Source organism: Ralstonia sp. NFACC01, from assembly GCF_900115545.1.
GTDB lineage: Bacteria > Pseudomonadota > Gammaproteobacteria > Burkholderiales > Burkholderiaceae > Ralstonia > Ralstonia mojiangensis.
On the sequence record NZ_FOWV01000001.1, the window covers coordinates 153,818 to 176,753 of the forward strand.

The 22,936-nt window shown below is 64.0% G+C and carries 24 protein-coding genes and 1 tRNA gene; 12 read left to right on the top strand and 13 right to left on the bottom strand.

The features are described from left to right. Positions 1-77: 77 nt before the first annotated feature. The 3 genes from BM136_RS00665 to BM136_RS00675 are packed head-to-tail and all read right to left on the bottom strand — an operon-like array spanning position 78 to position 3,628. Positions 78-998, bottom strand: coding sequence for an ABC transporter permease (locus BM136_RS00665; RefSeq protein WP_063391503.1), 921 nt, complete (start codon positions 996-998; stop codon positions 78-80). Positions 999-1,011: 13 nt separating this feature from the next. Continuing rightward, entirely contained in the window at positions 1,012-2,121 is a 1,110-nt protein-coding gene (locus tag BM136_RS00670; protein WP_092969393.1) for an ABC transporter permease, read from the bottom strand. Beyond that, positions 2,114-3,628, bottom strand: coding sequence for an ABC transporter ATP-binding protein (locus BM136_RS00675; RefSeq protein ID WP_092970670.1), 1,515 nt, complete (start codon positions 3,626-3,628; stop codon positions 2,114-2,116). Before BM136_RS00675 ends, BM136_RS00670 begins: the two co-directional genes overlap by 8 nt. 483 nt (positions 3,629-4,111) lie before the next feature. Between BM136_RS00675 and BM136_RS00680 the strand changes: the two genes are divergently transcribed. The 8 genes from BM136_RS00680 (at position 4,112) to pcp (ending at position 11,704) form a co-directional block, all read left to right on the top strand. Next, positions 4,112-5,326: a multidrug effflux MFS transporter gene (locus tag BM136_RS00680; protein ID WP_175537049.1), complete on the top strand. Its 1,215-nt coding sequence runs from the start codon at positions 4,112-4,114 to the stop codon at positions 5,324-5,326. 275 nt (positions 5,327-5,601) lie between these two features. Then, a complete protein-coding gene (pxpB, locus tag BM136_RS00685) occupies positions 5,602-6,249 on the top strand; it encodes a 5-oxoprolinase subunit PxpB (protein ID WP_092969399.1) in 648 nt (215 codons plus the stop codon). Further along, positions 6,246-7,295, top strand: a complete 1,050-nt coding sequence (locus BM136_RS00690; protein ID WP_092969402.1) for a 5-oxoprolinase subunit C family protein — start codon at positions 6,246-6,248, stop codon at positions 7,293-7,295. Before pxpB ends, BM136_RS00690 begins: the two co-directional genes overlap by 4 nt. Positions 7,296-7,314: 19 nt before the next feature. Beyond that, positions 7,315-8,058 carry a 5-oxoprolinase subunit PxpA gene (gene pxpA / locus BM136_RS00695; protein ID WP_092969405.1) on the top strand — a complete coding sequence of 248 codons (744 nt, stop codon included), beginning with the start codon at positions 7,315-7,317 and terminating at the stop codon, positions 8,056-8,058. A gap of 54 nt (positions 8,059-8,112) precedes the next feature. Continuing rightward, complete coding sequence (locus BM136_RS00700; RefSeq protein ID WP_092969408.1) at positions 8,113-8,850, top strand: DUF969 domain-containing protein; 738 nt, start codon at positions 8,113-8,115, stop codon at positions 8,848-8,850. Between the two features lie 3 nt (positions 8,851-8,853). After that, positions 8,854-9,810: a DUF979 domain-containing protein gene (locus BM136_RS00705; protein ID WP_092969411.1), complete on the top strand. Its 957-nt coding sequence runs from the start codon at positions 8,854-8,856 to the stop codon at positions 9,808-9,810. A 142-nt stretch (positions 9,811-9,952) separates the two neighbouring features. Further along, on the top strand, positions 9,953-10,978 hold the full coding sequence (locus BM136_RS00710; protein WP_092969414.1) for a TRAP transporter substrate-binding protein: 1,026 nt from the start codon (positions 9,953-9,955) through the stop codon (positions 10,976-10,978). Positions 10,979-11,056: 78 nt separating this feature from the next. Further along, a complete protein-coding gene (pcp, locus tag BM136_RS00715) occupies positions 11,057-11,704 on the top strand; it encodes a pyroglutamyl-peptidase I (RefSeq protein WP_092969417.1) in 648 nt (215 codons plus the stop codon). Between the two features lie 25 nt (positions 11,705-11,729). Here the strand turns inward: pcp and BM136_RS00720 are convergent, their stop codons facing one another. From BM136_RS00720 to BM136_RS00735, 4 genes are all read right to left on the bottom strand, one after another. Beyond that, complete coding sequence (locus BM136_RS00720) at positions 11,730-12,464, bottom strand: ribonuclease E (RefSeq protein ID WP_254775590.1); 735 nt, start codon at positions 12,462-12,464, stop codon at positions 11,730-11,732. 186 nt (positions 12,465-12,650) lie between these two features. After that, positions 12,651-13,283 carry a DUF2968 domain-containing protein gene (locus tag BM136_RS00725; protein ID WP_092969420.1) on the bottom strand — a complete coding sequence of 211 codons (633 nt, stop codon included), beginning with the start codon at positions 13,281-13,283 and terminating at the stop codon, positions 12,651-12,653. Positions 13,284-13,318: 35 nt separating this feature from the next. Next, the gene (locus BM136_RS00730) at positions 13,319-13,726 is read right to left on the bottom strand and encodes a hypothetical protein (protein ID WP_092969423.1); all 408 of its coding nucleotides are present in this window, start codon (positions 13,724-13,726) and stop codon (positions 13,319-13,321) included. A gap of 315 nt (positions 13,727-14,041) precedes the next feature. Next, complete coding sequence (locus BM136_RS00735) at positions 14,042-14,626, bottom strand: LuxR family transcriptional regulator (protein ID WP_092969426.1); 585 nt, start codon at positions 14,624-14,626, stop codon at positions 14,042-14,044. A gap of 828 nt (positions 14,627-15,454) precedes the next feature. Here BM136_RS00735 and BM136_RS00740 point away from each other — a divergent pair. After that, on the top strand, positions 15,455-15,772 hold the full coding sequence (locus BM136_RS00740) for a hypothetical protein (protein WP_092969429.1): 318 nt from the start codon (positions 15,455-15,457) through the stop codon (positions 15,770-15,772). Between the two features lie 119 nt (positions 15,773-15,891). Here the strand turns inward: BM136_RS00740 and BM136_RS00745 are convergent. The 6 genes from BM136_RS00745 to BM136_RS00770 all read right to left on the bottom strand — a co-directional run bounded on the left by BM136_RS00745 (position 15,892) and on the right by BM136_RS00770 (position 20,806). Then, positions 15,892-15,981: transfer RNA gene (locus BM136_RS00745), tRNA-Ser, on the bottom strand. Between the two features lie 74 nt (positions 15,982-16,055). Further along, positions 16,056-17,324, bottom strand: coding sequence for a radical SAM family heme chaperone HemW (hemW, locus tag BM136_RS00750; RefSeq protein ID WP_092969432.1), 1,269 nt, complete (start codon positions 17,322-17,324; stop codon positions 16,056-16,058). A 7-nt stretch (positions 17,325-17,331) separates the two neighbouring features. Continuing rightward, the gene (rdgB, locus tag BM136_RS00755; RefSeq protein ID WP_092970674.1) at positions 17,332-17,937 is read right to left on the bottom strand and encodes an RdgB/HAM1 family non-canonical purine NTP pyrophosphatase; all 606 of its coding nucleotides are present in this window, start codon (positions 17,935-17,937) and stop codon (positions 17,332-17,334) included. An 11-nt stretch (positions 17,938-17,948) separates the two neighbouring features. Then, entirely contained in the window at positions 17,949-18,665 is a 717-nt protein-coding gene (gene rph / locus BM136_RS00760; protein WP_092969435.1) for a ribonuclease PH, read from the bottom strand. A 94-nt stretch (positions 18,666-18,759) separates the two neighbouring features. Next, the gene (locus BM136_RS00765) at positions 18,760-19,674 is read right to left on the bottom strand and encodes a PP2C family protein-serine/threonine phosphatase (RefSeq protein ID WP_092969438.1); all 915 of its coding nucleotides are present in this window, start codon (positions 19,672-19,674) and stop codon (positions 18,760-18,762) included. Between the two features lie 106 nt (positions 19,675-19,780). Next, the gene (locus BM136_RS00770; protein WP_004630936.1) at positions 19,781-20,806 is read right to left on the bottom strand and encodes a serine/threonine-protein kinase; all 1,026 of its coding nucleotides are present in this window, start codon (positions 20,804-20,806) and stop codon (positions 19,781-19,783) included. A gap of 151 nt (positions 20,807-20,957) precedes the next feature. Between BM136_RS00770 and BM136_RS00775 the strand changes: the two genes are divergently transcribed. The 3 genes from BM136_RS00775 to rpoZ all read left to right on the top strand — a co-directional run bounded on the left by BM136_RS00775 (position 20,958) and on the right by rpoZ (position 22,921). Beyond that, entirely contained in the window at positions 20,958-21,893 is a 936-nt protein-coding gene (locus BM136_RS00775; RefSeq protein WP_092969441.1) for a YicC/YloC family endoribonuclease, read from the top strand. A gap of 22 nt (positions 21,894-21,915) precedes the next feature. Then, positions 21,916-22,581 carry a guanylate kinase gene (gene gmk, locus BM136_RS00780; protein WP_024975230.1) on the top strand — a complete coding sequence of 222 codons (666 nt, stop codon included), beginning with the start codon at positions 21,916-21,918 and terminating at the stop codon, positions 22,579-22,581. Positions 22,582-22,717: 136 nt separating this feature from the next. Beyond that, complete coding sequence (gene rpoZ, locus BM136_RS00785) at positions 22,718-22,921, top strand: DNA-directed RNA polymerase subunit omega (protein WP_004630929.1); 204 nt, start codon at positions 22,718-22,720, stop codon at positions 22,919-22,921. Positions 22,922-22,936: the final 15 nt, after the last annotated feature.

Consider the following 22,936-nt stretch of genomic DNA (forward strand, 5'->3'; position numbering starts at 1 on the left):
TTCTCCTGTTGTGTGGCTCGTTGACTGTTTTGAAGCTTGAAGCAAAAGACGGAAATGCAGAAGGCTCACGCTGCAGTTTAGGCAGCCCCGGGGCGGAACGGCTTGCCAAGCGATGCGGGCATGTTCAGGCGAATCCAATCCGGATTGCGCGAGATGATGGCCAGCACGACGATGGTGGCCGCAAACGGCGCCATCGACAGAATCTGCGACGGCACCGACACGCCCATCCCCTGCAGGTGGAATTGCAGGATCGTCACGCCGCCGAAGAGCAGCGCACCGAACAGGATGCGCAGCGGGCGCCAGGTGGCAAAGGTGGTCAGCGCGAGGGCAATCCAGCCGCGGCCGGCGACCATGTTTTCGACCCACATCGGCGTATAGACCAGCGACAGGTACGCGCCCGCCAGCCCGCAGCATGCGCCGCCAAACAGCAGCGCGCCAAAGCGAATGGTGCGCACCGGGTAGCCAAGCGCGTGCGCCGATTCCGGCGATTCACCGATCGCGCGCAGCGTGAGGCCCGCGCGCGTCTTGAACAGAAACCAGGCAATCGCGCCGCACAGCAGCAGGCTGAAATAAACCATCCAGTGGTGCGCGAACAAGGCGGGGCCGACGAACGGAATCGACTCCAGCCCCGGGATGCCGTGCGCCTGCGCAGGCAGCGACATGCCTACAAAGCGCTGCCCCATGAAGGCGGACAGCCCGGTGCCGAAGATCGACAAAGCAAGACCGGTGGCGACCTGGTTGGTCACGAGCACCAGCGCGAGCCAGGCAAACAGCGCAGCCATTACCATGCCGGCAATTGCGCCGGCGGCAAAACCCAGCAGCGGAATCTGCGTCTGGTAGCCAACCATGAAGCCGACCACGGCGGCCACCAGCATCATGCCCTCGGCGCCAAGGTTGAGCACGCCGGAGCGCTCGTTCATCAAGAGGCCCAGGGCGGCCAGCAATAGCGGGGTGCCGGCGTTGATCGACGCGGCGATCAGGGGAGCGAGACTTTCCATGTGTGCGGCCTGATCAGTGATGCGCGCGCCAGCGCAGGCGGTATTCGATGAGCGTGTCGCAGGCGAGCAGGAAGAACAGCAGCATGCCCTGGAACACTCCGGTAATGGCCGACGGCAGGCCCAGGCGCGATTGCGCAAGCTCGCCGCCGATGTAGAACAGCGACATCACGATCGCACCCAGCACGGTGCCGACCGGATTCAAACGCCCGACGAATGCCACCACGATGGCGGCAAAGCCGTAGCCGGGGGAAATGGATGGCAGCAGTTGCCCGATCGGCCCGGTGACTTCGAAGGCGCCGGCAATGCCTGCGAGGCCGCCCGACACCAGCAGCGCCGTCCACAGCGCCGCCCGCGACGAGAAACCTGCGTAACGGGCCGCTTGCGGCGCCAGCCCACCCACTTGCAGGCGGTAGCCGGCGAAGCTGCGGAAGACGAACAACGTCATCGCCGCGGTCATCACGAGCATGAACAGAAAGCCGACGTGCAGACGCGTGCCGGCCACGAGCGTCGGCAGAACAAATGCGCTGTCGAAGACGATCGACTGCGGGAAGTTCATGCCGTTCGGGTCCTTCAACGGCCCGTTGACCACGTACAGCAGCAGCAACTGCGCGATGTACGTGAGCATGAGCGAGACGAGGATCTCGTTGGCATGAAAGCGATCGCGCAGCAGCGCCGTAATCGCCGCCCAAAGCGCACCGCCGATGACGCCGGCGACGACGGCCAGCACCAACGCAAAGCCGCCGGGGATGGCGGGCGTGGGCGTATCGAAGTAGATGATCGTGGCCGCCGCGAAAATGCCGCCCACGATCAGTTGCCCCTCCGCGCCGATGTTCCACACGTTGGCGCGATAGCACACCGACAAGCCGAGCGCGCACAGCACCAGCGGCACGGTCTTGAGCAGCACTTCACCAATCGCACGTTTGCTGGCCAGCGGCTCGACCAGAAACACGCGCAGGCCTGCCACGGGGTCTTTGCCCAGCAACGCGAACAGCAGCAGGCCAAACACCATCGTCAGCACGAGTGCGATCAGCGGCGAGGCATAGGCCATGGTGCGCGACGGAATCGCGCGCAGCTCCAGCGAAACCGGCAGCGCCAGGCGGCTGCCATGCATGACGTCAGCCATGTGGCACCTCCGAGGTTGCTGCTGCCGAAGCCGTTGCTTTGTCCCACATGCCGCTCATCCACAGGCCGATCTGTTCGCGGTCGGTGGCGTGCGTGGGCGTGGAGGGGGAGAGGCGCCCGTTGGCGATCACGTGCAGGCGATCGCACAGCGCAAAGAGTTCGTCGAGTTCTTCCGACACGATGAGGATGGCGCAGCCCCCCGCCTTGAGCGCGAGGATTTCGTTGTGGATCTGTGCCGCCGCGCCCACGTCTACGCCCCAGGTCGGTTGCGCGACGATGAGCACGCGCGGCGCGCATTCGATTTCGCGGCCGACGATGAATTTCTGCAGGTTGCCGCCCGACAGGCTCTTGGCCAATGCATCCGGGCCGCCGGCCTTCACGCCAAATCGGCTGATGATGCTGGTGGCCAGTTTGGCCGCAGCCTTCTTGTCGATGAGCCCGCCACGCACTTGCGGCGCACGCTGATGCGTCAGCAGCGTATTGGCGGCCAGCGACAGCGATGGCACAGCGCCGCGCCCGAGGCGCTCTTCCGGCACGAAAGACAACCCTCGCTTGCGGCGTGCACGCGGGTCGAGCTTGGCGACCGGCTCGTTGCCGATGCTGATGGTTTGTGCCGGGGCGCGGGTGTCTTCGCCAGACAGCGCCGCCAGCAGTTCCTGCTGCCCGTTGCCTGACACGCCTGCAATGCCGACGATTTCGCCGCTGCGCAATTGCAGCGCGATGTCACGCAGCTCTGTCGCAAACGCGTGGGCCTTGGGCAGCGACAGGCCGGCCACTTCCATGCGCACTTCGCCCGGTGTGGTCTGCGGGCGCAACTCGCGCGGAGGCTCGCCGCCGATCATCATGCGCGACAGCGACGTCGCCGTTTCCTGACGCGGGTCGCACACGCCCGTGACCTTGCCCATGCGCATCACCGTAGCGGTGTGGCACAGGGCCTGGATCTCGTCGAGCTTGTGGCTGATGTAGAGGATGCTCGTGCCTTCTGCCGCCAGCTTGCGCAGCGTCACGAAGAGCTTTTCGACGGCCTGCGGTGTCAGCACCGAGGTCGGTTCGTCAAGGATCAGCAGGCGCGGCTTGGTGAGCAGCGCACGCACGATTTCCACGCGCTGGCGCTCGCCCACGGAAAGCGTATGTACATGGCGATGGGGCTCCAGCGGCAGGCCATACTTCTCGCCCGTGCTGCGCACCTGATCAGCCACGTCGCGCAGGTCGGTGCCTGCGGGCAGGCCGAGCAGAATGTTCTCGGCCACGGTGAGCGTGTCGAAGAGCGAGAAGTGCTGGAACACCATGGCGATGCCCAGGGCGCGCGCCTGGTGCGGATTGGCGATCTCGACGCGCTGGCCGTCGAGTTGCATCTCGCCGGCGTCGGGCTGCACGGCGCCGAAGATGATCTTCATCAGCGTCGACTTGCCCGCGCCGTTTTCGCCCAGCACGGCATGGATCTCGCCCGGCGCGACAGTCAGGCTGACGCCGTCGTTGGCGACCACGCTCGGGTAGCGCTTGGTCATGCCCGTCAGCGACAGGCGTGGTGGGAGTGGTGTCACAACAGTTGGCTCGTGGTTTCCGTGCCGCTCACCGTGCAGGGTATGCAGCGGAGGCGGTCTCTTTTTGGTTGTTGACGACACTTCACAGCAGGTGACGCCGACGCAGATTCGCGCCGACGCATCGCAGCAATCATCATGGTTGGCTGATGCTCGCCATCAAACGGGAATTATATCGTTCGACATCGTGCCAAACCGCGATTTCGGCCCGCTGGCGATTGCCTCGTACGAGGGGTGGCGGAGTGCAAATCCCGTGCCGGGCCTATCGGGGCCATTTGCCGGTTCCAGCTTGTCATGCCGACGTATGCAGGTGGCACGCGCAGCCCTTGGGTGGGGCGCTCATGCAGTCTTGCACCTGGCCGGTGCGCGCACGTGGCGCGTCGCTTTGCGCTAAAGTTCTCGGTTTGCTCCGGCGCGGGGCTACCGTCCGCCGCGTCTCGTTCTCCCTTCATGACTGCTCCCGCTCCCGCACGATCCCGCATGCCCGGTCCGATTCCCGGTTGGCTCCTGCTGCTTGGCGCGCTTACGGCCATCGGCCCGCTGTCGGTCGACATGTATCTGCCCAGCCTGCCGACCATCGCGCGCGATCTGAATACGTCGTCGGCCGCGGCGGGGCTCACGCTGACCGTCTTTCTGATTAGCTTGGCGATCGGCCAGCTGATCTACGGCCCCGCCAGCGATCGCTTCGGCCGCAAGCCGCCGCTCTATATCGGCCTCGCAATGTACGTCGCCGCTTCCATCGGCTGCGCCTTCGCCAAGGACGCCACGATGTTGACCGTGCTGCGTGGCGTGCAAGGGTTTGGCGGCTGCGCGGGCATGGTCATCGCTCGCGCTGCCGTGCGTGATCGCATGGACCCGGCCGGCGCCGCACAGGCGTATTCCACGCTGATGCTGGTGATGGGGGTGGCGCCCATCCTCGCGCCGATGATTGGCGGCGCGGTGCTGCAGTTCGCGACTTGGCGGGTCATCTTTGCCTTGCTGACGGCATTTGGCGTGCTGTCGCTGGTGGCGGTGCATTACCTGATGCGCGAGTCGCTGGCGCCCGAGCAGGCGCGCAAGCTGGCAGTCGGCCACGTGCTGCGCGACTACTGGGAACTGCTGCGCGATCACCATTACGCCGCCTATATGTGGTGCGGCGCGGTGTTTCTGTCGGGCATGTTTGCGTACATCACCGTCTCGTCGTTCGTGCTGATCGACGGTTATGGGCTGACGCCGTCGCAGTACGCCTGGGTGTTCGGCAGCAACGCGGCCGGGATGATCGCTGCCTCGCGCGTAAATGTGCGATTGGTGCGCAAGTACTCACCGGCGCGCGTGCTGCGGCGGGCGTTGTGGGTGCCGGCCATCACCAGCGTGCTGGCAGCTGGCGCCGCCGCGGCTGGCTTTACGCCGCTGCCACTCGTACTGGCGGCGCTGTTCTGCTACGTCGCGTCGATCGGCTGCATCTCGCCCAACACCGGCGCGCTGGCAATGGCGGGGCAGGGCGCGCGTGCGGGTACGGGCTCGGCGCTTATGGGCGCCATGCAATTCGGCCTCGGCATGGTGACCGGCACGGTGGTCGCCGCCGTCGGCCAGACCGCGCTGCCGCTGCTGGGCATGATGGCTGTATGCGCCATCCTCGCGCTCCTTCTGGGTCTGCGCATCACGCGCGAAGAGCCCGCCGCCTGACCCTCCCTTCCGGTCTCGATCTACGCCTCTTGTTCTAGGGGCGTCTTCATCCTTTCATATGACTTTGGCATAACATGCCTGTCACGCTGATCGTGTCCGGCACCTATGATGGGTGCAGTCGGACCGCGTTCAGCAGCGACTTGGCCCTGAGCGACTAAGGGTTACTTCTTATACAGAATTTATCGACAATTTATTAACGTATCGCTTTCGTTTTCAAACGCGCGTCGTTTTGCTGGGATCTTCCTGCCAACGGCGCACACGAGACGGGGGTTAAGTTGCAGTGCACGATTCACCGGCTGGGCGAACTGGCGCTGTTGTGCGAAGTGCCGCCGCCGGCCACCCTGAATTGCCAGCAGCGCATCTGGGCGATGGCTTCGCGCGCGTCCAACTGGGCGGGCGTGGTCGACGTGGTGCCCGGCATGAACAACCTCACGCTCGTGTTTGGCCCGCTGGCCGATGCGCAGCGATTGACCACCCAACTGCGCGAGGCCTGGGAAGAAAGCCAGGCGCTGGTGGCCGACGGCAAACTCGTCGATATCGAAGTCGCCTATGGCGGTGACGAAGGTCCCGATCTGCGCGAAGTTGCCAAGCACACAGGCCTGAGCACGGCCGAAGTCGTGCGTCGTCACACCGCGCCCGAATACATCGTCTATTTCTTAGGCTTCCAGCCCGGTTTTGCCTACATGGGCGGGCTCGACAAGTCGCTCGCCACGCCACGTCGCGCTGAGCCGCGCATGGCCGTGCCGGCCGGCTCGGTTGGCATTGGCGGCGAGCAGACTGGCATCTACCCGGCCGCATCCCCCGGTGGCTGGCAATTGCTGGGCCGCACAGACGCGGCGCTCTTCATGCCGCAGCGTAATCCCCCCACGCTGCTCTCGCCCGGAGACCGCATCCGCTTTGTTGCCTCGAAGGTGCGCGCATGAGTTCGAAACCCCAACCCATGATCGAGATCGTGCGGGCCGGCGTGCTGGCCTCCGTGCAGGACCTGGGCCGCACCGGCTATCGCCGCTTTGGCGTGTGCACGTCCGGTGCGCTCGATCCGCTTTCGCTGTATGTGGGCAACCGCCTGGTCGGCAACCGCAGTGATGCGGCGGGCATCGAGTTCACGCTGGGCAACGCCACGCTGCGCTTCCACGCCAATGGCTTGGTCGCGCTGACGGGCGCGGATTGCTGCGCCACGCTTGACGGCGCGCCGGTGCATGCATGGCGTGCCATCCCCGTGCAGCGCGGTCAGACGCTGACCTTGCGTGTGGCGCAGGGCGGTGTGCGTGCATATCTTTGCGTGGCCGGCGGCATCGATGTGCCCGAGATGATGGGCTCGCGCAGCACCGATCTGAAAGCCGGCTTCGGCGGCCTCGAGGGGCGCCCGCTGAAGGACGGCGACAGGTTGCCGGTGTTGCCTGCAGACACGACGTACGCCCCCGACATCAGCGGCGATACCGTTGCCGTGAAGGCAGCCCGCTGGACATTCGACCGCGCGCAGAAGGACACGCCCGTCATGCGCGTGCTGCCTGGTCCCGAATACGACGATTTCGTTGCCGACGCACAAGCCGCGTTCTGGGAATCCGACTGGACGCTCACGCCCAACAGCAACCGGATGGGCTTTCGCCTTCAGGGGCCGGAACTCCAGCGCAAGAAGCAGCGCAGCGGCGATCTGCTCTCGCACGGCGTGGTGCCGGGCGTGATCCAGGTGCCGCCGTCCGGACAGCCCATTGTGCTGATGGCCGATGCGCAGACCACGGGCGGCTATCCGAAGATCGGCACCGTCATCCTTGCCGACCAATGGCGCCTGGCGCAGATTCCGCTCGGCACGCGCGTGCGCTTCGAGCGCGTGACGTTGGAGCAAGCCGAAGCTGCCCGCGCCGACGTGGCACGGTATCTGCAGCAAATTGAAACCGCGCTGGATTGGCAGCGCCAGGGCATTCTGTCGAGCGCGCACCGCACCGCCAAGACGCGACTGAACGCCTGATGCACCGGAAGACAACATCATGACTGCAATTGATCTGAACGCCGACCTTGGCGAAGGCTGCGATACCGACGAGGCGCTCCTCACGCTGGTGAGTTCCGCCAACATCGCCTGCGGCTGGCACGCTGGCGACGTCAACACGATGCGCCAGACCGTCGGCTGGGCGCTGCGGCAGGGCGTGTCGATCGGCGCGCATCCGAGCTTTCCCGATCGCGAAAACTTTGGCCGCACCGAGATGCACCTCCCGCCCGATGAAATCTACGCGGGCGTGCTGTTCCAGATCGGCGGCCTGTCTGCCATCGTGCGGGCGCAGGGCGGCAAGCTGGCCCACGTGAAAGCGCACGGCGCGCTGTACAACCAGGCTTCGCGTGACCGGCCTCTGGCGGTCGCCATCGTGCGCGCGATCCGTGATTTCGATCCTTCGCTGGTCGTGTTCGGCCTGGCCGGCGGTGAACTGGTCAAGGCAGCGCGCGAACTTGGTCTGCAGGCCAAGGAAGAGGTGTTTGCCGATCGCGGCTACAACGCTGACGGCTCGCTCGTCAAACGCGGCACCCCGGGAGCCCTGATCGACAGCGAGGAGGCTGCGCTCGACCAGACGCTGACGATGGTGCGCGAGCAACGCGTGAAGGCCATCGACGGCACGTGGGTTCCGATCCGCGCGGAAACGGTTTGTCTGCACGGCGACGGCGCGCACGCGCTGGCGTTCGCGCGACGCATTCGGGAACGGCTTGGCAGCGAGGGCATCGCTGTTCGCGCCGGCGCCTGAGCCACGGCCCCGTTTTCCAGCGGGGCTTTTTATTAACTTGGGGGGAAGCACCACATGGGTACGGCAGTGAATCTATGGCCGCTGATCGGGGTGGTCGTCATCATCGCGGGGTTCATCCTGCGATTCAATCCGATGCTGGTGGTGGCTGTGGCCGCCATCGCCACCGGCTTTGCGGCATCGATGTCCATCGACCAAATCCTGACGGCGATCGGCACGGGCATCATCAAGACGCGGACGTTGCCGCTGATCATCCTGCTGCCGCTCGCGGTGGTGGGTTTGCTTGAGCGTCACGGCTTGCGTGAGCACGCGCAGAACTGGATCTCGCGCATTCAATCGGCCACGGTTGGCCGCCTGCTGATCGTCTACCTCGCCGTGCGCGAGCTGACGGCAGCCGCCGGTCTGACGAGCCTCGGCGGCCATCCGCAGATGGTGCGTCCGCTGTTGGCCCCGATGGCCGAAGGCGCCGCTGAAAACCGCTTCGGCAAGCTGCCGGCGCCGGTGCGTGAACGCCTGCTGGCTTTCTGCGCCGCCACCGACAACGTCGGCCTGTTCTTCGGCGAGGACATCTTCGTGGCCTTCGGCGCCATCGCGCTGATGCACACGTTCCTGCTCGGCTCGGGCATCGACGTGGAACCGCTGCACATCGCGGTGTGGGGCATCCCGACGGCGGTCTGCGCGTTCCTGATCCACTCGGTGCGTCTCAAGCGCCTGGACGGCTGGCTTGCCCGTGAAATGGGTAATCAGCGGGGCGCCGCCGGCAATACCAACACGGCTGCGGCCAAGCAGGGGTAAGCCATGATTCTGTCGATCAACTATCTGTACTGGCTGGCCGGGATCATCCTGACGATCACCGCGCTGATGACCTTTGCCGACAAGAACCATCCGCGCCGCTGGACCACGGGCCTGTTCTGGGCGATCTTCGCCGTCATCTTCCTCGTTGGCGACAAGATCCCGCCGATCGTGGTGGGCATCGGGGCCGTGGTGATGGCGCTGCTGGCCGGCACGGGTGGCGTGACGCTGGGCAAGCATGGCGAACTGCCGGCAGAAGAGCGCCGCGCATCCGCCAAGCGCCTGGGCAACCGCCTGTTCATCCCGGCGCTGACCATTCCGCTGGTCACCGTCATCGGCAGCGTGTTCCTGAAGGACGTGAAGATCGGCGGCGATTTGCTGCTCGATCCGAAGAACCAGACGTTCGTGTCGCTGGGCCTGGGCTGCATCATCTCGCTGGCGCTGGCGTGCTGGTTGACGCGTGACACGCCGGTGCAGGCCATGCGTGAATCGCGTCGGCTGACGGAGTCGCTCGGCTGGGCGCTGGTGCTGCCGCAGATGCTGGCCATGCTGGGTCTCGTCTTTGCCGATGCCGGTGTGGGCAAGGCCGTGGCGCACCTGACCACCGCCTACATCAACATGGACTATCGCCTCGTCGCGGTCATCGTCTATTGCGTGGGCATGGCGTTGTTCACCGTCATCATGGGCAACGGCTTCGCGGCGTTCCCGGTCATGACGGGCGGGGTGGGGGTGCCCATTCTGGTGGGCGTGTTCCATGCCAACCCCGCGGTGATGGCGGCTATCGGCATGTTCTCGGGCTACTGCGGCACGCTGATGACCCCGATGGCGGCCAACTTCAATATCGTGCCGGCTGCGCTGCTGGAGTTGTCCGATAAGAACGCTGTGATCAAAGCGCAAGTCCCCACCGCGCTGCTGTTGCTTACAGCCAATATCGTGCTCTTGTACTTCCTGATGCTGCACTAATCGTGTTTAATGCGTCGCGTGCGGCGCGCGTCACGCTGGCGGAATACAGCCGGCGTACGCCGCCAGACGTGATCGCCGCCCGAGGGGGTAGTCAGGGTGTGCGGTCGTAGACCTCGCATCGTGCTCTTCTCCGGGGGGATTCATGAGCAGCCAGATGACGAGCGGCCGTTCCATGTCGGGACGCCGCTTTTTTTGTGTTCTCGCAGCCAGCGCGCTGTCGTTGATTTCCGCCGGGCAAGCCTGTGCGGAAACGCTCCGAGTGGCCACGCCGTATCCGGCCCTCAATTTCCATACGCAAAACCTGCAGGCCTTTGCCAGCGCCGTCAGCAGCGCCACAAACGGCGGGCTCAAGCTTGAGGTCTATCCGAACGGCACGTTGCTCAAGCCGGCGGCCATCTTTGACGGCGTCAAGGACGGCAAGGCCGAAGCGGGCGAAGTGATGCTTTCGACGCTGGCCCAGCGCGATCCGCTGTTCGGCGTGGATTCGATTCCCTTCGTGGTATCGGGCTACAACGATGCGCGCCTGCTGTGGGATGCCTCGCGCAGCCACATCGAAGCGTTGATGAAGGCCAACGGATTGCGTCTGCTGTACGCCGTGCCCTGGCCGCCGCAGAACCTGTATTCCGAAACACCGATCGCCCGTTTGTCCGACCTGAAGGGACATCGTTTGCGCACGTATAACGCGGCGCAAAAGCGCATTGCCGAGCTGTATGGTGCCCAGGCCGTGCAGGTGGAAGCCGCTGATCTGACCGCCGCGATTGCCGGTGGGCGGATCGACACCATGGTCACCTCGCCGTCCACCGGTCTGGAGACGAAGGCTGGCCAGCGCATGACCTACTACTACAAGGTCAATGCGTGGATTCCGAAGAACGCCGTGTTCATCAACGAGGCGCGCTTCGCCAAGCTGTCGCCCGCGATGCAGCAGACCGTGCTCAAGCTCGCCAAGGATTACGAGACGCGCGGCTGGGATTCGAGCCGCCAGACCTACGAGCGCGATGAAGCCGAACTCGCCAAGACCGGCGTGCGCGTGCTCAATCCCGACGTGACGCTGCAGGGCGATATGCGCCGCCTGGGCGAGCGTCTGACGCGCGAATGGCTGCACACCGCAGGCACGGAAGAAGTCGACATCCTGTTGAACTTCGAGAACAAGCGCAGCAAGGCAAACTGACGCCGCAACGCGCTTGGGCATGATGTTCGACGGACGTTTATCATCGTTTTTGTCTTACGCAGCAAGCAGGAGAACGTCATGCCTACCGTCCTCGTCACCGGTTTCGATCCGTTCGAGAACGAACCCATCAATCCGTCGTGGGAAGCCGTGCGCACCCTCGACGGGCAGGGAATCGCAGGCGCCGACATCGTCGCGCGCCAGTTGCCGACCATCTTTGGTGAATCCAACAAAGTGCTCGGCAAGTTGCTGCAGACGTTGAAGCCGGATGTGGTGATCGCCGTGGGGCAGGCCGGTGGCCGTGCCGAGATGGCCATCGAGCGCATCGCCATCAACGTCGACGACGCACGCATTGCCGACAACGCCGGCAAGCAGCCGATCGATATCGCCATCGCAAGTGACGGGCCGGCCGCGTATTTTTCAACGCTGCCGATCAAGACGATTGTGCGCGAACTGCGTGCGGGCGGTGTTCCTGCGTCCGTCTCGCAGACAGCGGGCACCTTTGTCTGCAACCACGTCTTCTATGGGTTGATGCATGCCATCGCCCGTCACAAGCTGCCGACGCGCGGCGGTTTCATCCACATCCCATATCTCCCGTCGCAGGCCGCCAAGCACCCGGGGCAACCGAGCATGGCGCACGACACCATCGTCACCGGCCTGCGCATCGCCATCGAGACAACGTTGCGCACGTTGCACGACGTACGCGAGACGGGCGGCCAGTTGCACTGAGCCGGCGTGGCGACACGCGCTCTGGTCAGTCCGTGAAGCGCGTATGCCATTGCAGCTCGATGCGCACCGGCGTGCCCGGGGCCGCATAGGCTGAGGTGATCGGCGCCGTCTCGGCCGTTGCCCACTCGACTTCGATGGCCGCTGGCGCTTCGTCGTGCAATACGGGCGAGCCCTGCAACTTCGGCGGCGTCGACGCGGGCACGGCGGCCTGCACCACGGGGCGCGGTCGCCTCGGTCTCGCCGGCAATTGCGTTACGGCCGGCGCTGCTGCGGCGATGACCGGCGTGGCGACTTCCGTTTCGTCGAGCGCCATGTCGGGTGCCTGGACCACGTCGGCTGCGGCTACGGCCGTGGGAGCCCCCGCGGACTCCGTGGCTTCATTGGGGTCCGCCGACGCCGCCGGCGTCGCAGCGGAATGCTCAAGCGAAAGGGGCGGTACGGTCTGCGGAGCGATGGCGGCCACGGTTGCTTGATCCCACTCTGCGGCTGGCTGCCGATGCTGCCCGGTCTGCCAGCCAAGCAGCGCGGCCGCCAAAGTACATGCCATGCCAAACGACAGCACAGTCATGCGTTGACGCCACTGCCCATGGCGGGCTGTACCGGCGTCACCGCACGTGTGGGCTACCGGATCGGACGATGCGCTCACCTGTGTCGCGGGGCTGGGCTGCGCGCTGTCGAGCGCAGGCCCGAAGGGCGGCGGCATGCGCACCAAGCCCGGTAGGCGCAGGTGTCCGTCGATGATGAAGTTGGGGGATTCCAAGTCCGTCTCCGCTGATGGCCGCAGCGGACGTCAAAGCAAAGCCGGCCGCGCAAGCAGGCGCCATGCTAAGCGGCAGATGGACGGTGGTCGATCAGACCGTTCTTAAGGCGATGCGCGTTGCATCGAAGGCGGAGAGGTCGCTGGCCCGCCGCTCTTGCGCAGGCCAGGAGGGTGCCGTCAAAGACGTTACGGTGCCGGCGACCAGTGCGGATCGTTGAGCTGCTTTTCCAGCAGGCGGATCTGTTGCTGCAGCGATTCAACCTGGGTCTGATACGCGCGGCGCTCGATGTCTAGCGCCTTCGTCTCCTGACGCATGGTCTGCTGTTCGGTCAGCATTTTCTGGCGCTGCGCCTGCATGATGCGCACTTCCTGGCTGAGCGATGCGGCGCGCTGCTGAGCTGCCTGGGCTTCGCGCTCCAATTGCGCCTTCTGGCCCGCCGTGACGGCGCGGCGCAGATCATCTTCGGCCCACGTCTGGGTCTGGCTGGCCAGTGTCTCGTACGCGCCCTCGGCCGGAGCGACCGACGCAAACTTGTACACACGCCACAATTCTTTGCGATACGACAGCGCGACGTAGGCCGTGGTGTCTTCGTTGACCAGCAGCAGGCTCGTGCCGTAGTCGCCGTTGTAGGTCGTGCGCAGTTCGGTCAGGCGCTTCTGCGCCAGCAACTGCTGCAGTTCAGCGACGGTGCCGCCCGATGCAGCCGTGGACACTGCAGGGGCTTGCGGCGCACTGGCTTGCGCGTGGACGAGGCCGGCGCCCGCAACCGAGGCTGCGGCAACGAACGTGAGGACGGTTCGGCGGAGTACGAGAGACATCGCAAAGTTCAGAAATCGGAGGCGACGCGACTATATCAGCTTTGTGCGCCCGGCCCCGCAGCGACCGTACCGATTTGACCTTCCGTCGCCTTTGAATCATGGCGGCGTCGCGCCTCGGCCACGATGCACTGCCATTCGCTGAAAGAAACGCGCTCGCGGAACATCTCGATCAAAAAATCGCCGACGTCCCGATGCCGCTTCGACGTGCCAAGCGCGGCTTTCAAGCGTCGCAATTCTCTCTGCAAACGCGTGACACGGGCCCGCGCCTTGGCCTGTTGCAATGAGCCGATGGGGAATGTTCTTACGGATGCTTCGGCCGCTGCCAGCGCTCGCACGAGGTCGGCGCGTTGCTGCTGGAGCGATTCAATCTCGCGCTGGAGTTTACGGCTGCCGTCTGGGGAGGGGGATTGCGATTGCTCGGGGCGAGCGATGGCATGGCGCACGCTGGGGCCTCCTGCGATGGGTTGGTATCCCGCTCCCTGACGCCAATCAGGGTGGCCGGGCACAAGGTAGAGTTGGCGTACCGGTATCGCAGGCAACCGGCGAGCGCGAGCGCTCCCCCACCAAGGCCCGACCATAGGAGGCGCTTGATGTGCGGGCGTAAAAAAACCGCCAACCGGCGGTCATACCCGCCTGCGATATTCTCGGACGCCAATCCGAGGTCACGTTGTGTGCGTGACGGGCGGCAGTATAGCGCAGGGGGAGCGTGCTATTTGTGGCAGATGGTGATGCGACGGTGCTGTGATGCAGAACGGATATCAGCGGCTTTGCATCTCTTTGAGCCACAGGCTCATCAGCCCCGCGCGGCCACGCACGCCGAACTTGCGATAGACGCTCGTGATGTAAGAGTGCGTGGTCGACGTGGCAAGACCGAGCTGTTCCGCAATCTGCTTTTCTGCAGCTTCAGTCAACAGCAACTGCAATACCCTGGATTCGTGAGGCGCCAAGCGCGCCTGCAGCTGCGCCAAGGGACTGCGCTCGGCCGCCGTTCTTGTTGCGGTGACATTACGCGCCACGCCGATGCGCAATCGGTGCTCGACGCTCCACTGTGCCGACCATGACAAATGCACATCGCTGCCAAGCTGGTGCCGATAGCGATTCTCGAAGCCGGTGCACTTTCCACCTGCCTGAACGCGACCCGCTTGCCTTTGCGTTCTGTCGCGGTCGTCCGGCGCCACGAGTTCGAGCATGGATTGCCCCAGCAGCTCGGATGGCCGATAACCGAGAATGTCTTCCCACGCTGCATTGGCGTGACGGATCCGCCCACGCTCGTCGACCAGAAAGACGCCATCTGGAAGACTATTGGCCAGAGCGATCGCGCTCACATCATTGAGGACTTCCATGGTCTGCCGCGTTTAGTTGCAATACAAAAGACCCGGTGGCCAGGCGCCGCACGCACATTACCGATGCTTGGTCGCAATCCCAGATTGCGACGAACGGTTGCACACGGTTGTGATCATGACAACGCTGCCAGCAACTTGCCGCGCCCGCGGATATGTTGATCCGAGCCCGCTGCACTAAAAGGCAGCCTGCACGAATGGTGTCTGCTGGCGGGTTCATACCTCTAATTAGCAGGGTGCCAGTCAGAATAGCGTCTGCTATCGTTCCCGACAATATACGGTGTCAGCATCATGCCTAATAAGAATGTTCAGCACCTGTGCGGTCCCATGGGGCTGGCGCGGGGCGAGTAACGGGGAAAACAGCAAGTCGTCTGGCCGTCTCTGGCCAAACCCGATTCGTAGACACGGGGTGAGCGGATTCTCCCTGGCCCTTGCGAGTCGGCGTTCCGCGACATTGCTTCGGCGTTGATGCGCAGGCCCTCACCAATAAGATCGGTGAGGGAACAACATACAAACGAGTCGTACTTTTTTGAAGAACGGGAAAGAGTCTTCATGCGCTCGACCAACCCCAAGCCCGGGGGGCCTGGGGCGGCGCTTGCGTCCTTGGCTTGGGAAGCGACGCCCAGCAGAGGCTGTCAGGTTATTCCATTCGAGAAAAGAATAATCAATAAGCCGGTTTCGATTTAGCGTCCGAATAATATGGATTTGATTTGCAAGGTAAGGTTGTATCAAGATCGCGGACGCTATTTCGCGGTGTTGGTCGCACCGGACACGATGTGCTCCAGCACAGGCCGAGACGCAGCCGAAGCTTTGACAAACCTAGGCCGCTCAATGGCCGAGAATCCTCTCCCTCAGTCTGCCGATTTCTCGGTAGAGCCGAAGGAGGGCAACACGAAAAGTCCGGTAGCAGGCCCCACGCCCCATCCGCGCGAATTTCCCCGCACCGTACCCACCGTAAAACGCCTACTCAACGAGCGTTTCGGCAAGGCCACCTTGCGCGAACTCTCAGAAAAGCTGGGCCTGGACGACGTCACTCCGCAATTGCTGTCCTCTTCCATCGCGGGCAATGGGGCAAAGCGCGTTCGGCTGGCCATTGCAAAGGCGCTTGGAGAAGATCCTGATGCGCTTTGGCCAATGGCGCGGCACTAACACGGCATGCGCTGTTGAAGACCTGGGACTGGCAAAAGCGGAAATGCTCGCGGAACGGCGTTGTTATTCGACGCGGCGGGGGAGTGCGGGAGAAATTGGGAGTGCCTTGGAACAAGGACTGGCGGAAGCGGTGAGATTCGAACTCACGGATGGGTCACCCCATCGGCAGTTTTCAAGACTGCTGCCTTAAACCACTCGGCCACGCTTCCTTCGTGCTGCGCTGCTCGTTGCGAGCAAGGGCGCCATTGTAACGGTACCTGGCGCAACTTGGCACCGGTTACCGTCAGTTTTCGTCGTCGGCCAAGAACAATTCCTGCAAATCGTTGAGGAATCGCTGACCCAGCTCGGTGGGCCGGATGGCGACATGGTCGCGCGTCAGCAGGCCGCGCTGCTCGGCGGCGTCGAGTTCACGCTCAATGGAGCGCAGCGGCAGGCCGGTGCGCTCCTGGAACAGCGTGACCGGGAAACCGTCCGTCAGGCGCAGCGCGTTCAGCATGAACTCAAACGGCAGGTCGGCGACGTCGACTTCGCGCTGCTCCTGCATGACCGCCGCACCGCCGGCCGTCTCAGCCTGACGCAGATACGTGTCGGGATGCTTGTGCCGCATCTCGCGGATGACCCGGTGCGGAAAGCTCAGCTTGCCGTGCGCGCCTGGCCCGATGCCGAGGTAATCACCGAATTGCCAGTAGTTCAGGTTGTGCTTGCAGCGCTTGCCCGCCTTGGCATACGCCGATACCTCGTAGTGCTCATAGCCTGCTGCCGCCAGCCGTGCGTGAATCCAGTCCTGCATTGCAAACGCCGTGTCGTCATCCGGCAGCGCGGGCGGGTATTTGGCGAAGTACGTGTTCGGCTCCAGTGTCAGGTGGTACAGCGACACATGGTTCGTATCGAACGACAACGCGGCCTCCACATCAGCCTCGCATTCGGCGAGTGTCTGGCCCGGCAGGGCGAACATCAGGTCGAGGTTGATGTTGTCGAAATGCGCGCGGGCGATGTCGATCGCGGCGCGCGCTTCGGCGGCACTGTGGATGCGGCCAAGCGCCTGCAGGTGCGCGTCGTTGAAGCTCTGGATGCCGATCGACAGGCGGTTCACGCCGCTGGCGCGGTAGCTGCGGAAGCGTTCTGCCTCAAACGTGCCCGGGTTGGCTTCCATCGTGATCTCGGCATCGGCGTCGACCGGCAGCAGCATGCGGATGTCCGACAGCAGGCGGTCCAGCCCTTGCGCCGATAACAAACTGGGCGTGCCGCCCCCGATGAAGATCGTATGCACATGCCGGCCCCACACCATCGGCAGCGCAGCTTCCAAATCTTGCCGCACGGCAGCGAGAAAGCGCTCTTCCGGGATGCCCCGTTCCGGCTCCGCATGCGAGTTGAAATCGCAGTACGGGCACTTGCGCACGCACCACGGCACGTGCACGTACAAGGACAGCGGCGGCGAAGCGGGCAGGCTGATCTTGCCCGGCTGCAGGAAGACGGAGGTGACCTTGTCACCGGTCTCAGCGGGGGTCGCGGAAGGCGTCTTGGCTGCGCCGGCGGGGTGAATCGGGATCATCGGAACTTCAGGCTTTCTCAAAGGTGCGCAGCCGTTCGACGAGCTGCGCGAGGGCTTGCGCACGATGGCTCACGCTGTTCTTCTCAGCCTTGGTCAGCTCGGCGGCGGTCTTGCCGAGATCGGGTAGCAGGAAGTGTGGGTCGTAACCGAAGCCGCCGTCGCCGCGCGGTGTGTCGATTACCTCGCCAAACCAGTTGCCTTCGGCAATGATCGGCTGTGGGTCATCGGCATGGCGCACGTAGACGAGAACGCAAACATAATGCGCGCCGCGGTCGGCCTTGCCGGCCAGTTCGCGGACGAGGCGGGCGTTGTTGGCGGCATCCGATTTCGGCCCACCCACCAATTGCGCATAGCGCGCGGAATACACGCCCGGCGCGCCGCCCAGCGCATGCACGCAGATGCCGGAGTCGTCTGCCAGGGCAGGGAGGCCGGACTCGCGGCTCGCATGGCGCGCCTTGGTGAGCGCGTTTTCAACGAACGTCGCATAAGGCTCTTCCGCCTCGGGAATGCCGAGCGCGCCTTGCGGCGTCACGTCAAACCCGAGGGTGCCCAGCAGCGCGTTGAACTCGGCCAGCTTACCGGCGTTGTTTGAGGCGAGAACGATCTTGCGCATGGCAGTGACGATCACAGGCCCAGCGCTTGTTTCTGCAGGCCGATTAGCGTGCGGATGCCTTGGTCTGCCAGGTTCAGCAGTGCATCCATTTCGGCGCGCGAGAATGGTGTGCCTTCCGCAGTGCCTTGCACTTCCACGAAGCCGCCGCTGCCGGTCATGACGACGTTCATATCGGTATCGCAGGCGGAGTCTTCGGGGTAGTCCAGGTCGAGCACCGGTACGCCATCCACCACGCCCACCGATACGGCGGCCACGAAGTCGCGGACCGGGTTGCCCACCAGCTGGCCCTTTTCACGCATGACCGAGACAGCGTCATATGCCGCGACGAACGCGCCGGTAATGCTGGCCGTGCGCGTGCCGCCATCGGCTTGCAGCACGTCGCAGTCGAGGTGCAGCGTGTGCTCGCCCAGCGCGCGCAGATCGAACACCGTGCGCATTGCACGGCCGATCAGGCGCTGGATCTCCTGCGTGCGGCCGGTCTGCTTGCCGCGTGCGGCCTCGCGGTCGGAGCGCGTGTGCGTCGAGCGCGGCAGCATGCCGTATTCGGCCGTCACCCAGCCCTCGCCGCTGCCTTTCTTGTGAGGCGGCACTTTGGGCAGCACGCTGGCCGTGCAGAGCACTTGCGTGTCGCCAAAGCACACCAGCACCGAGCCTTCGGCGTGGCGGGTGAAGTTGCGGGTGAGGGTGACGTGACGGAGTTGATCGGGCTGGCGGCCGCTGGGTCGCATGTGGGGTCTCGCTGAAGAAAACGGATAGCCCGACATGATACCGGCCCGCGCTGCGCTCGGCAGGGCGGGCCGGATGGAGACGGTGTGACGGCGTTTAGCGCGTCAGATTGCTGGTCTTGTCGATGGCGGCGCGGATTTCCGCGATGGAGCGCTCGATTTCCTCTTCCGACATCAGCCCTGATTCGCTTTGCGGCGCGTCCAGGATGGACGTGGTGAAGGCGTTCAGGGGGAGGGTGTCAGTCTGCACCGAATCCTGCGTGGTGGTCACCGCGTCCAGCTCCCACATCATGGAGATGGCGGTGGTGTTGTCGGCGGTGTCGCCGGCATTGCGCAGCGCGCGGGCAATCAGTTCAGGAATCGCCTGCGTGACCGAGAAGCTGGTGCAGGTGTCGACCAGTTCGTCTTCCTGCACACTGCCCCACAGGCCGTCGGAGCACAGCATGGCAACGTCGCCCGGCTCCAGGTTGACCGGCCCGCCGATGTCGATCAGGGGCAGATTGGGCGAGCCCAGGCAGTTGTAGATCTTGTTGCGCTCCGGGTGGTGCGCGACCTGCATCGGCAGCACCCGGTCTTGTTGCAGCAGGTTCTCGATCTTGGAGTGATCGCGCGTGCGCGTCACCAGTTCGCCCTTGCGCATGAGGTACATGCGCGAATCGCCGGCGTGCGCCCAGTGCAGCGAGCCACGCTGGGCCAGCGCGCAGACGATGGTCGTGCGCGGCGCATCGGGCAGGCCGTTCGTCTCTGCATAGCGGTGAATGTCGCGGTGCGCGAGCATGATGCTCTCGTGCAGGAAATCACGCGGATTGCGAATCGACGGACGTGCGTGGCGCTGGAACTGGCGCGCCATGGTCTGCAGCGCTTGTTGGGCGGCAACTTCGCCCAGGGAATGCCCGCCCAGGCCGTCGCACAGCACCATCAGCATGGCATCGCGCGTGAAGCAGTAGCCCATGCGGTCCTGGTTGACGCGTCGCGCGCCTTTTTTGCTTTCTTGATAAACCGAGAATCGCATTGCGGCTAGATGAGTATTCGATGTGGAGATGCGGTGCAGCGGCAAGTCCTGCCTAGTGTTGCACCGTTTTGAAATCATACTCCGCCTATCGGCGGCGACTTGGCTGTCAACTGTCCCGGCGGCGCAACAGGCGGCTCATGAAACGTGTCGTCAACGCCTCTTTTTCTTCAGGCACCGGGCCACCCTGGGTGATGGCGGTCAGCGCCTGCAGCTCGGTCAGCGCGTTGCTTTCTTCACGCAGCACTTTTTGCAGGCGGAACACGCTCTGGGGGCGCTCTTCCGGCTTCATCTTCAGGCACCAGCCAACTAGATCGATCAGGCTGGCCGTATAGACCTTGCGCAGGCGCTCCAGGCCTTCTTCCAGCTTGTCGTCTTTCTCGCGCTGCGTGGCTTCCTGGGGCGGCGTGCCGGCCATGCAGGCATAGATGGTGGCGCCGATGCTGTAGATGTCCGTCCACGGGCCCAGCTCGTTGTGCTTGCGGTACAGCTCTGGCGCGGCAAAGCCCGGCGTGTACATCGGCTGGAAGCGCGAGGCCTCGGCGGTGAGTGTCTGCCGTGCGGCGCCAAAGTCGAGCAGGATCGGCGAAAAGTCTTCGCGCAGGTAGATGTTGCCGGGCTTGATGTCGAGGTGTAGCAGCTTGTGGATGTGGACCTCGCGCAGCCCGCTCATCAGGTCATGGAAGACCTGGCGAATGAAGCGTTCACGCAGCATCTTCAGCTTGCCTTGCTGACGCGCGGTGAGGATGTGCTCCTGCAGCGTTTTTCCCTGCTCATACGTCATCACCATGTAGACGGTGCCATTTTCCCGGAAGAAATTGAGCACGCGCACGATGGCAGGGTGGGAAATCTTGGCCAGCGACCGGCCTTCTTCAAAGAAGTATTTGAGCCCGAGCCGGAATGCACTCGCGCTTTCTTCGGGCACGACAGGAATCAATTCGCCCGGCGCACGACGCGCCAGCGAAGATGGCAGATATTCCTTCACGGCCACCGGCGTCCCATGTTCGTCGGTCGCAAGATAGACGAAGCTGAACCCCCCGCTGGCCAACTTCTTTACAATACGATAATTGGACAGCAAGGTGCCGACCGGCAACGGGGCACTGCGTGGCTGTCCTGAGCCTTTTGACTCTGTCATGGGTTTGTGTGGCGAAATGGCTGTCGGATTCTCCCTGACCAGTCCACACGTTGTAAAGCGACAAAAGGTGGGGGATTCCCCGCCAATTCCGGGCGTTAAATAACCGCCGCCGGATTTCCTGATTCGACCAAGAACAACACACCACGATTCCATGATCTACAGCATGACCGGCTACGGCGTTGCGACACGCCAGGCAGCCTTTACCGATGCCCATGGCGCACCCAGCGGGAGCGTCGCCACCGTCTCGGTCGAATTCCGCACCGTCAACTCGCGCTTTCTCGATCTGCTGTTCCGGGCGCCGGAAGAGTGCCGCGCCTTCGAGCCGGCCCTGCGCGAAATGCTGATGAGCGCACTGTCGCGCGGCAAGCTGGAGTGCCGGATTAACCTCCAGCGACAGGAAGCCGCCAGCGATGTCGCGGCGCTCAATGTGGACCTGCTGCAACAACTCGCCAAGCTGGAGCAGGCGGTCACGCGCCACCTGCCGGCATCGGGTTCGCTGCGCATGGGCGAAATCCTGCGCTGGCCCGGCGTCCTGGCCGAGCCACAACTGACACAGGACGCGCTGCGCGATGCCGTAATCGAGGCTGCCAAAGAGGCGCTCAGGCAACTTCTGGAATCGCGCCGCCGCGAAGGCGATGCGCTCAAGGCCGTGCTGCTAGACCGCGCTGACGCAATGCTCGCCATCGTCGACAAACTCACGCCGATGGTGCCGGTCCTGATCCAGCAGCATCAGGACAAGCTGACCGAGCGCCTGCGCGAGGCGTTTGGCCTGGCTGCGCCGGAAGGCACGCCGGCACTGACGCGCGACGAACTGTCCGAGCGCATTCGCCAGGAAGCCACCGTTTATGGCATCCGCATCGACATCGCCGAAGAGCTCTCGCGCCTCCAGGCGCATCTGCGCGAGACGCGCCACATTCTGGAAAAGGGCGGCCAGATCGGCAAGCGCCTGGACTTCATGATGCAAGAGCTGAACCGCGAGGCGAATACGCTCGGCTCGAAGGCCGCCGCCAAGGAGCTGGCCGACGCATCGATGGAACTCAAGCTGCTCATCGAGCAGATGCGCGAGCAGGTCCAGAACCTCGAATAACTCGAAACGATAGAACTAGAACATGCCATCCTCTCAAGCGCACTCTGCCGTCGATACGCCCATCGAGAATCATTTTCCGGGCAGCCTGTTCATGGTCGTGGCACCGTCCGGCGCCGGTAAGTCGACGCTGGTGAATGCGCTGCTGGCGCAGGATTCTTCGATCCGCCTGTCAGTCTCCGCCACCACGCGCAAGCCGCGTCCGGGCGAGCAGCACGGCCGTGAATACAACTTCATGACCGTCGAGGAGTTCAAGGCTTGCCGTGATCGCGGCGAGTTTCTCGAATGGGCCGAAGTGCACGGCAATTACTACGCCACTTCACGCGTGTGGATCGAAGAGCAGATGCGTGCCGGCACCGACGTACTGCTCGAGATCGACTGGCAGGGCGCTCAACAGGTGCACCAGCGTTTTTCCAATGCTGTCGAAATCTTCATCCTGCCGCCATCGCTCACGGCGCTGGAGGAGCGTCTGAAGAAACGCGGCCAGGACGAGCCCAACGTGATCGTGCGCCGCCTCCTTGCGGCCGGCTCCGAGATGGCGCACGCACCCGAAGCCGACTACGTGATCATCAACGAAGTGTTCGATACCGCATTGGCCGAGCTGCGCACCGTGGTGCAGGCCACGCGTCTGCGCTTCGGTGCTCAAAAGGCGCGCCACGGCGAGCTGTTCGTCGAGCTGGGCATTCATTGAGCAAGCAGCGCATTCGCGTTTTTCAGCGCGATTGCGAAAGTGTGGTAGCGCCTGCGCTCCAGTGTTGTCCGAAGTGAGTGCTGCGCTGCTGCTAAAATATCGAGATCAACAAGATTTGCCACCAGGTGGAGTTTTCATGGCGCGTATTACCGTCGAAGATTGCTTGAAACAGATTCCGAATCGCTTCGAACTGGCATTGGCCGCAACGTACCGCGCCCGTCAGTTGGTGCAGGGCCACACGCCCAAGGTCGATGCCAAGGACAAGCCGACCGTGACCGCATTGCGCGAAATCGCATCGGGCCAAGTTGGTATCGAGATGCTCAAGAAGGTTCCGTCCTGAGCTGAGGCGCGTTAC

Bases quoted from the DNA above. Each gene is read 5' to 3' on its own strand.
- BM136_RS00725 (WP_092969420.1), bottom strand. From the start codon at position 13,283: ATGTCTCTCGTACTCCGCCGAACCGTCCTCACGTTCGTTGCCGCAGCC.
- rdgB (WP_092970674.1), bottom strand. From the start codon at position 17,937: ATGCGCAAGATCGTTCTCGCCTCAAACAACGCCGGTAAGCTGGCCGAG.
- BM136_RS00680 (WP_175537049.1), top strand. From the start codon at position 4,112: ATGACTGCTCCCGCTCCCGCACGATCCCGCATGCCCGGTCCGATTCCC.
- hemW (WP_092969432.1), bottom strand. From the start codon at position 17,324: ATGATCCCGATTCACCCCGCCGGCGCAGCCAAGACGCCTTCCGCGACC.
- BM136_RS00775 (WP_092969441.1), top strand. From the start codon at position 20,958: ATGATCTACAGCATGACCGGCTACGGCGTTGCGACACGCCAGGCAGCC.
- BM136_RS00770 (WP_004630936.1), bottom strand. From the start codon at position 20,806: ATGACAGAGTCAAAAGGCTCAGGACAGCCACGCAGTGCCCCGTTGCCG.
- BM136_RS00665 (WP_063391503.1), bottom strand. From the start codon at position 998: ATGGAAAGTCTCGCTCCCCTGATCGCCGCGTCGATCAACGCCGGCACC.
- BM136_RS00700 (WP_092969408.1), top strand. From the start codon at position 8,113: ATGGGTACGGCAGTGAATCTATGGCCGCTGATCGGGGTGGTCGTCATC.
- BM136_RS00670 (WP_092969393.1), bottom strand. From the start codon at position 2,121: ATGGCTGACGTCATGCATGGCAGCCGCCTGGCGCTGCCGGTTTCGCTG.
- rph (WP_092969435.1), bottom strand. From the start codon at position 18,665: ATGCGACCCAGCGGCCGCCAGCCCGATCAACTCCGTCACGTCACCCTC.
- BM136_RS00765 (WP_092969438.1), bottom strand. From the start codon at position 19,674: ATGCGATTCTCGGTTTATCAAGAAAGCAAAAAAGGCGCGCGACGCGTC.
- rpoZ (WP_004630929.1), top strand. From the start codon at position 22,718: ATGGCGCGTATTACCGTCGAAGATTGCTTGAAACAGATTCCGAATCGC.
- pxpA (WP_092969405.1), top strand. From the start codon at position 7,315: ATGACTGCAATTGATCTGAACGCCGACCTTGGCGAAGGCTGCGATACC.
- BM136_RS00710 (WP_092969414.1), top strand. From the start codon at position 9,953: ATGAGCAGCCAGATGACGAGCGGCCGTTCCATGTCGGGACGCCGCTTT.
- pcp (WP_092969417.1), top strand. From the start codon at position 11,057: ATGCCTACCGTCCTCGTCACCGGTTTCGATCCGTTCGAGAACGAACCC.
- BM136_RS00740 (WP_092969429.1), top strand. From the start codon at position 15,455: ATGGCCGAGAATCCTCTCCCTCAGTCTGCCGATTTCTCGGTAGAGCCG.
- BM136_RS00690 (WP_092969402.1), top strand. From the start codon at position 6,246: ATGAGTTCGAAACCCCAACCCATGATCGAGATCGTGCGGGCCGGCGTG.
- gmk (WP_024975230.1), top strand. From the start codon at position 21,916: ATGCCATCCTCTCAAGCGCACTCTGCCGTCGATACGCCCATCGAGAAT.
- BM136_RS00705 (WP_092969411.1), top strand. From the start codon at position 8,854: ATGATTCTGTCGATCAACTATCTGTACTGGCTGGCCGGGATCATCCTG.
- BM136_RS00675 (WP_092970670.1), bottom strand. From the start codon at position 3,628: ATGACCAAGCGCTACCCGAGCGTGGTCGCCAACGACGGCGTCAGCCTG.
- BM136_RS00735 (WP_092969426.1), bottom strand. From the start codon at position 14,626: ATGGAAGTCCTCAATGATGTGAGCGCGATCGCTCTGGCCAATAGTCTT.